The 12125-nt window shown below is 61.9% G+C and carries 12 protein-coding genes; 8 read left to right on the top strand and 4 right to left on the bottom strand.

Annotated elements, in window-relative coordinates:
- Positions 1–145 precede the first annotated feature (145 nt).
- The 3 genes from LL253_RS01515 to LL253_RS01505 all read left to right on the top strand — a co-directional run bounded on the left by LL253_RS01515 (position 146) and on the right by LL253_RS01505 (position 3618).
- Positions 146–1411, top strand: a complete 1266-nt coding sequence (locus LL253_RS01515) for an aspartate kinase (RefSeq protein WP_009822478.1) — start codon at positions 146–148, stop codon at positions 1409–1411.
- A gap of 126 nt (positions 1412–1537) precedes the next feature.
- On the top strand, positions 1538–2551 hold the full coding sequence (locus LL253_RS01510) for an NAD(P)H-dependent flavin oxidoreductase (RefSeq protein WP_228225930.1): 1014 nt from the start codon (positions 1538–1540) through the stop codon (positions 2549–2551).
- Positions 2552–2637: 86 nt separating this feature from the next.
- Positions 2638–3618, top strand: coding sequence for a hypothetical protein (locus LL253_RS01505; protein WP_228225929.1), 981 nt, complete (start codon positions 2638–2640; stop codon positions 3616–3618).
- A 5-nt stretch (positions 3619–3623) separates the two neighbouring features.
- Here the strand turns inward: LL253_RS01505 and LL253_RS01500 are convergent, their stop codons facing one another.
- A complete protein-coding gene (locus LL253_RS01500; protein ID WP_228225928.1) occupies positions 3624–4058 on the bottom strand; it encodes a winged helix-turn-helix transcriptional regulator in 435 nt (144 codons plus the stop codon).
- 98 nt (positions 4059–4156) lie between these two features.
- On the opposite strand from LL253_RS01500, the gene LL253_RS01495 reads away from it, so the two are divergent.
- A complete protein-coding gene (locus tag LL253_RS01495; protein ID WP_228225927.1) occupies positions 4157–4894 on the top strand; it encodes an SDR family oxidoreductase in 738 nt (245 codons plus the stop codon).
- 65 nt (positions 4895–4959) lie between these two features.
- Here the strand turns inward: LL253_RS01495 and LL253_RS01490 are convergent, their stop codons facing one another.
- The 3 genes from LL253_RS01490 to LL253_RS01480 all read right to left on the bottom strand — a co-directional run bounded on the left by LL253_RS01490 (position 4960) and on the right by LL253_RS01480 (position 8232).
- The gene (locus LL253_RS01490; protein WP_228225926.1) at positions 4960–5838 is read right to left on the bottom strand and encodes a mechanosensitive ion channel family protein; all 879 of its coding nucleotides are present in this window, start codon (positions 5836–5838) and stop codon (positions 4960–4962) included.
- A gap of 57 nt (positions 5839–5895) precedes the next feature.
- Entirely contained in the window at positions 5896–7176 is a 1281-nt protein-coding gene (locus LL253_RS01485) for an oligogalacturonate lyase family protein (protein WP_228225925.1), read from the bottom strand.
- Positions 7177–7263: 87 nt separating this feature from the next.
- A complete protein-coding gene (locus tag LL253_RS01480; protein ID WP_228225924.1) occupies positions 7264–8232 on the bottom strand; it encodes a magnesium and cobalt transport protein CorA in 969 nt (322 codons plus the stop codon).
- Positions 8233–8436: 204 nt separating this feature from the next.
- On the opposite strand from LL253_RS01480, the gene LL253_RS01475 reads away from it, so the two are divergent.
- The 4 genes from LL253_RS01475 (at position 8437) to LL253_RS01460 (ending at position 12124) form a co-directional block, all read left to right on the top strand.
- Positions 8437–8973 carry a 3'-5' exonuclease family protein gene (locus LL253_RS01475; protein WP_228225923.1) on the top strand — a complete coding sequence of 179 codons (537 nt, stop codon included), beginning with the start codon at positions 8437–8439 and terminating at the stop codon, positions 8971–8973.
- 122 nt (positions 8974–9095) lie between these two features.
- Positions 9096–9803, top strand: a complete 708-nt coding sequence (locus LL253_RS01470) for a winged helix-turn-helix domain-containing protein (RefSeq protein ID WP_228225922.1) — start codon at positions 9096–9098, stop codon at positions 9801–9803.
- A gap of 122 nt (positions 9804–9925) precedes the next feature.
- Entirely contained in the window at positions 9926–10624 is a 699-nt protein-coding gene (locus tag LL253_RS01465) for a carbonic anhydrase (protein ID WP_009822468.1), read from the top strand.
- 3 nt (positions 10625–10627) lie between these two features.
- Positions 10628–12124 (top strand): SulP family inorganic anion transporter, encoded by a 1497-nt coding sequence (locus LL253_RS01460; RefSeq protein WP_009822467.1) that lies wholly within the window; start codon positions 10628–10630, stop codon positions 12122–12124.
- Position 12125 lies beyond the last annotated feature (1 nt).

The raw sequence follows: 12125 nt of genomic DNA, 5'->3' as shown, positions 1-12125 counted from the left end.
TCGTGCAGCACCTCAACAGGTGCATCCATCATGGGCGCACATGGTTCCGGATTGCTTGCCATATCCACCGCGGCTGCTAATAGAAGCGCCGTTTCGCCCCTTGGGGACATATTCTTTCATAATAACGGCAAGGTTCGGCACAGAAATGGCGCGCATCGTGATGAAATTCGGCGGCACCTCCATGGCGGGGATGGAGCGAATTCGCAACGTGGCCGCGCGCGTCAAATATGTCGTGGGACAAGGGCATGAAGTCGCTGTCGTCGTCTCCGCCATGGCTGGCGAAACCGATCGGCTGGTCGGTTTTTGCAAGGAAGCCTCTGCCCTTTACGACCCGGCCGAATATGACGTCGTCGTCGCATCCGGGGAGCAGGTGACGAGCGGTCTGCTCGCCATGACATTGAAGTCGATGGGTGTAAACGCGCGCAGCTGGCTGGGTTGGCAATTGCCGATCCGCACGATTGAGGCCCATGCCAAGGCGCGCATTTCAACGATTGAAACCGACACGCTGGTTGCCGCGATGCAGGCGGGGCAGGTCGCGGTCATCCCGGGTTTTCAGGGCATGATGGACGATGGCCGCGTGTCCACGCTGGGACGCGGCGGATCCGACACGTCGGCGGTCGCCGTGGCGGCGGCGATCAAGGCCGACCGCTGCGACATCTACACCGACGTTGACGGCGTCTATACCACCGATCCGCGCATCGTTGCACGCGCCCGCAAGCTCGACCTCGTCACCTATGAAGAGATGCTCGAACTGGCCTCGGTCGGCGCCAAGGTGCTGCAAACACGCTCGGTCGGCCTCGCCATGAAGGAAGGCGTGGTCGTGCAGGTGCTTTCTTCCTTCGATGAACCCACCCAGGATGACCTTCCCGGCACGCTGATCGTGAGCGACGGAGACCTGGAAGCCAAGCTCAAGGAAACGAAGATGGAACGTCAGCTCATCACCGGCATCGCCCATGACAAGAATGAGGCGAAGATCATCGTCACGCGCGTTCCTGACAAGCCGGGCGCGGTGGCCAGCATCTTCACGCCGCTGGCGGATGCGGCGATCAACGTCGACATGATCATCCAGAATGACAGCAAGGACACGGAAGAAACGGACGTGACCTTCACCGTGCCGCGCGCCGACCTGGCGCGCAGCGTCGACATTTTGGAAGCGCGCCAGGAAGAGATCGGTTTTCGCCGCATCATCACGGATACCGAAGTCGCCAAGATCAGCGTCGTGGGCGTGGGCATGCGCAGCCATGCGGGCGTCGCGGCGACCATGTTCAAGACGCTGGCCGATCGCGGCATCAATATCGAGGCGATCTCCACCAGCGAGATCAAGGTCAGCGTGCTGATCGACGAGGATGAAACCGAACTGGCGGTGCGTGTCCTGCACACCGCCTATGGGCTCGATGCGCCGGCGGTCTGATCTTCCCTCTTTACTAAACGCGTCATTCCCGCGAAGGCGGGAATCCATCTCACACCCCATCGCCGGTCGCAGCGCCGGTAGGTGGATCCCCGCCTGCGCGGGGATGACGACAAGAAGTACATATACATGACTACCGCTAAACTCGCCTCCCTCATGGCTCGCGGCACGGATTTTCTAGGGTGCGAAACCGCGATCCTGTGCGGCGCGATGAGCTGGGTCAGCGAACGCAATCTGGTCGCGGCGATATCCAACGCCGGCGGCTTTGGCGTGATCGCCTGCGGGGCGATGACGCCGGAACTTCTGGATAGGGAGATCGCGGCGACTAAAGCGCTGACCGACCGGCCCTTCGGCGTCAACCTCATCACCATGCACCCGCAGCTGTTCGACCTGATCGACGTGTGCGCGCGCCATGAGGTCGGGCATGTCGTGCTGGCCGGCGGCCTGCCGCCCAAGGGCAGCATCGAGGCGATCAAGCAGAAGGGTGCCAAGCTGATCTGCTTTGCGCCCGCGCTCAGCCTGGCCAAGAAGTTGGTGCGCTCGGGCGTCGACGCGCTGGTGGTCGAAGGGATGGAGGCTGGCGGCCATATCGGCCCGGTTTCCACCAGTGTGCTGGCGCAGGAAATCCTGCCAGACATGGCGGAGCAAGTACCCGTCTTCGTCGCGGGCGGCATCGGCCGGGGCGAAGCGATCGCGGCCTATCTGGAAATGGGCGCGGCCGGGGTGCAGCTTGGCACCCGTTTCGCCTGCGCGACCGAAAGCATCGCCCACCCCAATTTCAAGAAGGCGTTTTTCCGTGCTTCGGCCCGCGACGCGGTGGCGAGCGTGCAGATCGACGCGCGATTGCCGGTCATTCCGGTCCGCGCACTTAAAAATGCCGGGACCGAAAGCTTTACCGCCAAGCAGCGCGAGGTTGCCACTCTGCTTGATGGCGGAACCATCGAAATGATGGAGGCGCAATTGCAGATCGAACATTATTGGGCGGGCGCTTTGCGCCGCGCGGTGATCGATGGCGATGTCGAAGGCGGCTCGCTGATGGCCGGTCAATCGGTCGGCATGGTGACGAAGGAGGAGCCGGTCGCCACCATCATCGCACAACTGATGGAGGAGGCCGCGCAGGCGTTGGCGCGGCGAGCCGCCTGAAACCTTGCGGTAAACCGAGTGTTGGGCATATTCCCCTCGAGCCCACTGCCCGGCATGACCGGCCTATCATCCTCTCGGAGAATTTGATGTTCGTCTCGCGCCGACTATCTGGCCGGATTTCCCTGGTTTCGCTGGCGGTTCTTGCTGCCTGTTCGACACCGCCGCCACCGCCGCCGCCCACCCCGCCTCCTGTCGTGGTGCCGACCGTACGGCCTGTGCCGCCGGACAATGCCGCTGAAGGCATGTCCATCCCGACCAAGGATGAAGATGGCAAATATCTGACCGCTAATCGGGGCGTCACGTCCAACACCGCGCTGTGGCATGTGCGCATGGCGCTCAACGTCGCGGCACTCAATTGCGACAAATATGGCGCGACCGCGCGCAACCAGTATAACCAGTTATTGGCAGTCCATGGTCCGGTTCTCAAGGCCGCCAACGCGGCCGTCGATCGCAACTACAAGGTCGCTTATGGCAATGCGGCTATCGGATCGCGTGAACGGCTGAATACGGTGGTGTATAATTTCTTCGCCTTGCCACCGGTCATCAAGCATTTCTGTCCGGTTGCCGTCGCCGTCGGCGCAAAGATGCTTTCCACGCCCTCGTCGCAATTGCTGCTGATGGCTCCGGAATGGCTTGAGGAACTGGAAAAGCCGTTCCAGGAATTTTACGCCGCTTATGAAGATTATCTGCGCCGCCTGGCGGAATGGCAGTCGCGTTTCGGCGCGACCGTGACGGTCATCGTGTCGCCGACGCCCTTGCCGCCGCCGCCAAAGCCGCCGGGCGAAGCGCCGCCGCCGGGATGGCAGCCAAGCTATTCCAGTGCTTTGGAGGCAAACGCTCCGCCGCCCGGAGATGCCGCAGGCACCGCCACCTCATCGTCGTCTACGACCGTACAATCGCTGCCGGGCGATATGGGCGCGAACGTCCCGTCCTCTGCGACCGTACAGCCTTTGCCGCCGTCCTCGACCGGTGCGATCGTCGGGCCGCCTGCACCCGCCCGCACATTGCCGGACAATAGCGCGCCGCCGCGCCTGGAAGTCCAGCCGCTGCCGACGACCGGCGAATAGGGCCGTCAGCCGCGCGCGTCGAACCTGGCGCGCGCGGCTTCCACTATTTCGAGGTTGCGCTCGGCCCAGACCCACACGCCGCAAAAGGCGGCGCTCAGGCTGTTGCCGAGCGGCGTTAGCGCATAATCGACGCGCGGCGGCACCACCGGGTGAACGGTGCGGGTGAGCAGTCCGTCCCGTTCCATCTGGCGCAGCGTCTGGGTGAGCATCTTCTGGCTGATGCCTTCCACTTGCCGTCCGATCTGCGTGAAGCGCAACGTGCCTTTTTCTTCCAGCAGTTCCAGGATCAGCATCGTCCATTTGTCGGCGACCCGGCCGATTAATTCGTTGACGAGTCGCTCCACGCGCGGATCGATATCGCTGGGCGGCACGGCATTCAGATACTGCTCCGCTTCGGAAATATTTTCAGCGCCAAATCGATTTTCCAACGCTTTTGCCATTTCTAACCTTCCGGTGACTACCTCACTTTTCGGTGCCCTCTTCCGAAAGGAGAGCATAGCGCTAAATCTGTTTTCACACCAATCGGAAGGAGCCAGTCATGCAACCTACAGGGAACACAATTCTGATCACCGGCGGAGGATCGGGCATCGGCGCAGCCTTGGCGCACGCATTTCACGAGGCAGGCAATCAGGTCATCATCGCCGGTCGTCGTCAGGCCGCGCTCGATGCCGTGGTTGCCGATCATCCGGGCATGGCGGCGGTGACGCTGGACGTGGAAGATGCGGCGACGATTCCCACCTTTGCGCAAAAACTGATTGCGGATTTCCCGGGACTGAACGCGGTGGTGTTGAATGCGGGCATCATGGTGGTCGAGGAGCGCATCGACCTCAAAATAGCGGAAGCGACTATAGCCACCAATCTGCTGGGTCCGATCCGGCTTGCCCACGCATTGCTGCCCCATCTGCAAGCCCAGCCTGCGTCTGCGATTCTGACGGTATCTTCGGGCCTTGCCTTCGTCCCTCTTGCGGCGACCCCGACCTATAGCGCCACAAAGGCAGCCATTCACAGCTGGTCCCTGTCTCTGCGTGCGCAACTGCACGACAGCAACGTCGAGGTGATCGAAATCGTGCCCCCGGCAGTTCAGACCGACCTTATGCCCGGCCATGCGGAAAACCCCAACGCGCTGCCGCTGGCGGACTATATCGCTGAAACCATGGCGCTGCTGCGGCAACAGCCCACCCCGCCGGAAATCCATGTCGAACGGGTCAAATATTTGAGCGAAGCGGCGCAACGCGGCGAGTTCGAGTCCGTGTTTCGGACGCTCAATCCTCACTGATCGTCAGATATCCGGGCCTGCCGCATCCTGCTGCGGCAAATGCCGATATGGCGTGTCGCCTGGGCTTATGCCTGGGCGACGTCGTCTTTGACCTGGCCTTGCAGCGGGACGGGCCCTTTGAATATGTTGGTCACATAAGGGAAGGGGATTTCGATTCCCGCCTCGTCCAGCGCGGCCTTGATCGCACGCACGACGCGATCGCGGCTATCGTGCATGTCGTAGGGCTTTGACCCTGCCCACCAGCGCACCAGAAAATCGATCGAGCTGGCGTTGAATTCGCGGGCGAAAATATCGATGCGACGATCCTGGTCGATAACGTCTATGCCTTCCATGGCGGCGCGAATGACGTCGCGCGCCTGCTCCAGATCCGTGTCGTAGGATACGCCGACGATAATTTCGTGCCGTCGCTGGGCGCCGTCGGTCAATATTTCCACCGGATTTTTGAACAGGGTGGAGTTGGGGACGATGGTCAATTCGTTCGACAATTTCCGGACATGGGTTTCACGCAGCGACACATGCTCGACCCTGCCGATAATTCCTTCGCATTCGATGATGTCGCCAATGCGCATCTTCTTGCGGACCATGATCAGGATGCCGGCCAGGAAATTCTGGAAGAAATCCTGGAAGGCAAAGCCGATCGCAATGGTCCCGACGCCCAGACCCGCCACCAGGCTGGCGGGCGTCAGACCGGGCAGCACAACGGTTGCGGCAATGACAAGGCCGACCACCCAGACGCCGATCGACACGACGGTATGGATCAGTTGTTTCAGGCTTTCGCGTATGGATGCCTTGCCAGTGACGCGATCCACAATCCGGCGGGCTACACGCGACACCACCCAGGTTATGCCCAGAATGACGAGCGCGATGACCATATTGGGGACCAGCGCGACAAAGCCCGCCCACATGCCCCATAGCTGTTTGGCAAGGATATCGATGGCGGTCATTTCGCTTCCCCAATGGCCCGTATCGAGAGCGAACGGGTCAGGCGCGGTTTTGATCCCTTAACGGGGCTTGGCCACCTCCACCGCATAAATGGCCGGACTTCCCTCCATGTTGCTGCGGTAGACCAGCCATTTGCCGTCGGGCGTGAAATGCTGGTTGGGTTCCAGCGTATAGTCATGTCGCGACAGGTCGGCGAGCCGTTCGGTTTCCAGCGCGCCCGTGGCGATCAGCGCTGCGCCGTCCAGCGTCCCGCGAGCACGCGCGCTATCATCCATTCGGGGATGGAAGAGGCTGATATATTTACCCTGGTCATTGCCGTCGCCTGAAAAGCTGGCGCCATCGGGCGACGAACTATAGTGATAACTGCCCTGTCCCGGGCCGATCCGCAGCCAGCGACGCGCACCGCTGACCACGTCATGGCCTGCGAGCCATTGTATACCCTGCGGCTGTATGAGGTCGTACCAGATGGTGCCGCCGTCCGGCGCCCAATATTCGTGCCCGGCGATCTCTCCCTGAAAGCGGCGCTGATGCACCTTGGTCTTTGCGCTGCCATCGGTGCGAATGGTCCAGATGCGATCCACCTTTTCCCATGGTCCTTCGTGACAATACATCAGCAAGCTGGGATCCTTGGGTGAAAATTGCACATGGTTGAGCCAGTCCTTCGATCGGGTGACGCTGCGGCGCTCCCCCGTGCGAATGTCGATGGTGAAGATTTCCATGGGCACGCCGGCGGCAAGCCGCGCCGCCATCCACTGTGATTTAGCCTGGGCAAAGGTGAGGGGACGACCATCAGGGCCCGTGCCGCTGTAGCTCGGCGACCCGGTTCTGGGGTCGCGCCGCCCCTGCTGAGCGATGGCGGGTGGCGGCGGTTCCAGCTCGACATGACCGGCAAGAAGCGTGTCGTTCGCGTTGATCGATTCGATCCGCCCGCCCGGCAGGTCGGCAATGCGCTTCCGCTTTCCGGTGTCGAGATTGACGGACCAGACGATGGAAGGACCTTCATTTTCGGTCCCGCCCATCGGATTGGTGGTGTAATATGCGACCGGCTCGCGATTCCCCACGAACAACAGCCGATCGACCTTCTCCTTCAGCACCAGCTTCGTGCGCCAGTCGCTGACGCTGGCGACGCGGATGCCTTCCGGCGTCAAATAGACCATCCGCCTGCCATCGGGCGTGAAGGGGTTGTAATTGAAATAAAGGCCATAATTGCCCGGCCGGTCATCCACCCGCACGATGCGGTGCCCGGTCGTGGCGTCGGTCCATTGCGCTGGCAGGGCAGAGGCTGCGATCGGCGTGCCTGCTATCAGCAGCGCTAGCCCCGTCATCCATATTCTCTGCATCCCGCTCTCCTCGATTATCATCAGGCGGGACGATGGATCATATACAGGGAATAACGCAAGGCTAAATGGCGGACGGCCGACGCCTCTTTACAGCCATTTCAATTTCTTGAACCGCGCATAGAGCAAGGTACAGAGCGACGCGATCACGACCAGCACGACGGGATAGCCATAGCGAGTGCGCAATTCGGGCATATGCTCGAAATTCATGCCATATATGCCCGCGATCGCGGTCGGTACGGCCAGGATCGCGGCCCACGCGGCAAGCTGGCGCGTGATGTCGCCGGTGCGCTGTTGTTCCAGCAGGTTGGAGGATTCGAACACGCTGCTCAATATCTCCCGCAAATCCTCCACCATCACCTGCACGCGGCGGACATGGTCGCGCACGTCGCTGAAATAGGGGCGGGCATCCGCGTCGATGCAAGGCAGGTCGATCTTGACGAACTTGGTCGCCACTTCCTGCATAGGCACCAATATACGCTGGAACCGGATCAATTGGCGGCGCAGGCTGAAGATGCGGGTGACGTCATCGCGGCCCAGGAAATGGTCGATCATCTGCTGCTCCATGGTCAGCACTTCGTCCTCTATCCCCTCGATGATCGGCAGATAGCCATCGACAATGAAGTCGAGGATCGCGTGCAGCACATAGTCGGTGCCCTGCGCCAGCCGTTGCGGCACAGCCTCCAGCTCCTGGCGCAGCATGACATGGCCCCGCGTGGAGCCATGCCGCACACTGATGATATGATCATGCCCCACGAACAGCGCCGTTTCGCCATAACAGATCGTCTCATCCTCCAGATGCGCCGTGCGCGCGACCACGAACAGCTGGTCGCCATACAGGTCGACCTTGGGCAGTTGGTTCGCCTTGATGGCGTCCTCCACCGCCAGCGGATGAAGATTATATGTGCGCGCCAGCGTCTGCATTTCTTCGACCGTGGGGTCGGCTACGCCAATCCAGACAAATTCGGACTTGTCGGCGGCGCAATTGATCCGTTCGTCGATTGCCACGGGGCGCACGCGCTGACCATTGCGGTAGAGAAAGGCGGCTATCACGGTCATGGGCGTCTGTTTCCTCTTTTGTCCCGCGCCTAGCAGAAAGCAGGACCTGCGTCCCGTGCGGCCATCGGGCCGCCATTTCTCACTTTCTGCCGCTGTCGCATGCGCCGCTGACTTTTGCCTGACATAGAGACGTGGAAAAGGGCCGCAAGATGCGGCCCTTCGCTTGGGGTGGGGTGGGTCGCACACTGATGACGGAGCCGTGCCTTGACCATCCTGACGATCGATTTTGAAGCATCCTGCCTGCCGCGCCATGGGCGGTCTTTTCCGATCGAGGTGGGCGTGGCTGCGGGCGATCAGTACCGAAGCTGGGTGATTCAGCCGCACGATCGCTGGACCGGTTGGGACTGGACGATTGAGGCGGAGGCCTTGCATGGGCTCACGCTTGAACAGATCGCGCGTGAAGGATTGCCCGCTGCCCGGGTGTTTGCCGAACTGGTCGATCATGTCCAGGGCAGGCGGGTCGTCGCGGACAGCCTTCTTGACCAATATTGGCTTGACGAGCTCGCGGCGGCCGCGAGTGCGCCCACGCCTTTTGTCATAGACCATATCGCGATGCTGTTCGATGAGCAGCGGGCGGATGATGCCCGAATTGCGGCGGCTGTCGCTTATGCTGACTCGTTCGGCCTCCCGCGGCATCGCGCCGCAGGGGATGCCCTGTGGCTGGCGGCGCTGACGGATGATCTGATGCGGATCCGCAGTTGCCCGCCGCAACCGCTTACCCTGCTTGCGGCGCCTTCATAATTTTTGCAACGCAGCAACATTTTGTCACATCTGGCCCACGACACAGACATTCGCGGCACGTAAGGCCCGCCTTCATTGTTATCGATGCCCGTAGGGCCGGACGAACTGACCGTGCAGGACGAATGAATTCACCACTCATCCTGATCGCCGAAACCCGGCAGGATCTGCGGAGCGCGACGCGCGATCATCTGGAACATAGCGGCTTCCGGGTACTGCCCGCGCTGACCGCCAACGACATTTTCAGCGCGCTGACGACCACGCCGGTGCGTGCGGTCGTGCTCGATTCGGCCTTGCGCGGCCCCGACGGGCTGGATCTGTGTCGTGACGTGCGCGAACGCAGCCATGTTCCCATCATCCTGGTCGGGGACAATAGTTCGGAAGTGGACCGCGTCGTCGGCCTGGAACTGGGCGCGGACGATTATATGGCCAAACCCTATTCCGCACGCGAACTGGCGGCACGCCTGCGTGCGGTGCTTCGGCGCGGAGGCGAACGGACCAGCGGCATGCGTCGTCACAGTCAGGCGACATTCGACGGCTGGATGATCGATTTTGCCCGTCGCGAAGTGACGGAACCTGGGGGGCAGCCGGTTATGTTGACCGCTGCGGAATTCGCATTGCTCTCGATTTTCCTCGATCATCCCCGCACCGTTGTCGCGCGCGGGCGCCTGATGGAACTGGCTGGCGTGCGCGATGGTGCATCCTCGGATCGCAGCGTCGACGTTCTGGTCAGCCGATTGCGGCGCAAACTCGGCATTGGCGGGCGTCCCGCGCCGATCATCACGGTTCGGGGCGTCGGCTACATGTTCGCCGCAAGCGTCGAGCGGCACTGACCTGCAAAGGGCAGACACAGTTTTTTACAAAGCCGCTGCGACGCAGCAAAATCCTGTCTTTATTTTGCACACTATCCCGGTCCGTCCCCCGCCGGCCCCATGAAATATAAGAGGATAGCGCCATGAATGAGCTTATCGGTCGCGTTTTCAGCTTCGAAACGCATGTGTTTCCCAACGAAAGCGCGCTGTATAATCAACTGGCGAGCCATGGGCAAAGCCCCAAGGCGCTGATGATTTCCTGCGCTGATTCGCGCATCGTTCCCGAACATATCATGCAGGCGCAGCCCGGCGATCTGTTCGTTTGCCGCAACGCCGGCAACATTGTCCCGCCCCATGCCAGCCAGTTGGGCGGCGTTACCGCCACTGTCGAATTTGCCGTGATGGTGCTGGGTGTTCGCGACATCATCGTCTGTGGCCATAGCGATTGCGGCGCGATGAAGGCGCTGGCGACCGACGCCGATCTGACGTCGATGCCCAATGTGGCTGCTTGGCTGCGTCACAGCCACGCCGCGCAGAAGGTCTGTCGCGACAGCTATCCCGGCGACATCAGCGATGCGGAAAAGCTGCGCAACATGGCGCTGGAAAATGTCATCGTTCAACTCGCCCATCTGCGCACGCATCCTTCGGTCGCGTCGGGCATTGCGCGCGGCGATATCGCGCTGCATGGCTGGTATGTCGACATCCATGCCGGCCAGGTGCTCGGCCTTGACGGCGAAACCAACCGCTTCATGCCGCTGCGCGAAGGGCAGAAAATGCCTGTGGCGCTGCCGCACGGTCGTCGCCTCGCCGGCGGCGAACCCCTCGCGCAAGCTGCGGAGTAACCCATGCTCAAGGCTCTATCCGGCGGCTCTTTCAGTCGCGACTTCACCGCTTCCATCGTGGTATTCCTCGTGGCGATGCCGCTTTGCATGGGCATTGCCGTCGCGTCGGGCGTGCCTCCGGAAAAGGGCCTGATCACTGGTATCATCGGCGGCATCATCGTCGGCCTGTTTGCCGGGTCGCCACTTCAGGTCAGCGGGCCTGCGGCGGGCCTTGCCGTCATCGTGTTCGAAATTGTGCGCGAACAAGGCCTGTCCGCGCTCGGCCCGATCCTGATCCTGGCCGGCGCTATTCAGGTTATCGCTGGCGTCGCGCGGGTCGGCGGCTGGTTTCGGGCCATTTCGCCGGCTGTCGTCCATGGCATGCTGGCGGGCATCGGCGTTCTCATCGTTGTTGGCCAGTTCCATGTCCTGTTCGATGACAAGCCGCTGTCGAGCGGTCTGTCCAACCTGATGGCGATGCCCGGCCAGTTGCTGGGCCTCACCAATCAGGATGCCGCCACTGCCTTCGCTGTAGGTCTTGTGACTATCCTGGGTATGCTCGGGTGGGAAAAATTCCGCCCCGCGTCGATGAAGCTGGTGCCCGGCGCGCTGGTCGGCGTCGTGTTGGGGACGCTGGTGGCCTTTGCGCTCGGCCTTCCTGTCGCCCGCGTCGTCGTGCCCGAATCGATCCTTTCCGCCATCACCCCGCCTGAAGCCGGGCTGATGGCGCAGCTGCTCAACCCCGCCGTAATCACCACGGCCATCGCCATCGCCTTCATCGCCAGCGCCGAAACATTGCTGTCAGCTGCCGCCGTAGACCGCATGCATGATGGCGTGCGCACCAATTATAACAAGGAACTGAGCGCGCAGGGCGTTGGCAATTTGCTTTGCGGTTTTGCCGGCGCGCTGCCGATGACCGGCGTGATCGTTCGGTCGTCCGCCAATGTGCAGGCCGGAGCCAAGACTCGCCTGTCGACCATTTTGCACGGCATCTGGATCCTGGCCTTCGTTGCGTTGCTGCCCTGGCTGCTGCGGGAAATTCCGATGGCGGCACTGGCGGGCATCCTCGTCATCACCGGCGTCAGGCTCGTCAGCGTCGCGCATGTGAAGCATCTCTTCCACCTGTATGGCCCGCTGCCGGCCATCGTGTGGGCCGCGACGCTGATCTGCGTGGTGGCGACCGACCTGCTCACCGGCGTTCTGGTCGGCATCGGCCTGTCGTTGCTGGAACTTCTGCCCCAGGCGCGCAAGCTGGGCCTCAAGGTCGAAGAGGAAAGTCGGGGCGAGGCGCATGAAATCGCCCTGCGCGGTACGGCGACCTTCCTCAACCTGCCCAGGCTTTCGGCCAGGCTGGAATCGCTGCCGGCCGCGGGCCTCATCATCCTCAATGTCGAACGTCTGGCCCATATCGACCATACCTGCGCGGAAATGGTGCGCGAATGGGTCGAGCGTCGTCGCAAGGCCGGCGAGCCGGTCGAACTGTTCGGCGCCACCGGCAAGATGCGCCAGTTCGCCGCCTGAG

Source organism: Sphingobium soli, assembly GCF_020782245.1.
GTDB lineage: Bacteria > Pseudomonadota > Alphaproteobacteria > Sphingomonadales > Sphingomonadaceae > Sphingobium > Sphingobium soli.
Note: the sequence above shows the minus strand (reverse complement) of the source record. Positions and strands in the feature narration are given on the sequence as shown.

Bases quoted from the DNA above. Each gene is read 5' to 3' on its own strand.
- LL253_RS01515 (WP_009822478.1), top strand. From the start codon at position 146: ATGGCGCGCATCGTGATGAAATTCGGCGGCACCTCCATGGCGGGGATG.
- LL253_RS01510 (WP_228225930.1), top strand. From the start codon at position 1,538: ATGACTACCGCTAAACTCGCCTCCCTCATGGCTCGCGGCACGGATTTT.
- LL253_RS01505 (WP_228225929.1), top strand. From the start codon at position 2,638: ATGTTCGTCTCGCGCCGACTATCTGGCCGGATTTCCCTGGTTTCGCTG.
- LL253_RS01500 (WP_228225928.1), bottom strand. From the start codon at position 4,058: ATGGCAAAAGCGTTGGAAAATCGATTTGGCGCTGAAAATATTTCCGAA.
- LL253_RS01495 (WP_228225927.1), top strand. From the start codon at position 4,157: ATGCAACCTACAGGGAACACAATTCTGATCACCGGCGGAGGATCGGGC.
- LL253_RS01490 (WP_228225926.1), bottom strand. From the start codon at position 5,838: ATGACCGCCATCGATATCCTTGCCAAACAGCTATGGGGCATGTGGGCG.
- LL253_RS01485 (WP_228225925.1), bottom strand. From the start codon at position 7,176: ATGCAGAGAATATGGATGACGGGGCTAGCGCTGCTGATAGCAGGCACG.
- LL253_RS01480 (WP_228225924.1), bottom strand. From the start codon at position 8,232: ATGACCGTGATAGCCGCCTTTCTCTACCGCAATGGTCAGCGCGTGCGC.
- LL253_RS01470 (WP_228225922.1), top strand. From the start codon at position 9,096: ATGAATTCACCACTCATCCTGATCGCCGAAACCCGGCAGGATCTGCGG.
- LL253_RS01465 (WP_009822468.1), top strand. From the start codon at position 9,926: ATGAATGAGCTTATCGGTCGCGTTTTCAGCTTCGAAACGCATGTGTTT.
- LL253_RS01460 (WP_009822467.1), top strand. From the start codon at position 10,628: ATGCTCAAGGCTCTATCCGGCGGCTCTTTCAGTCGCGACTTCACCGCT.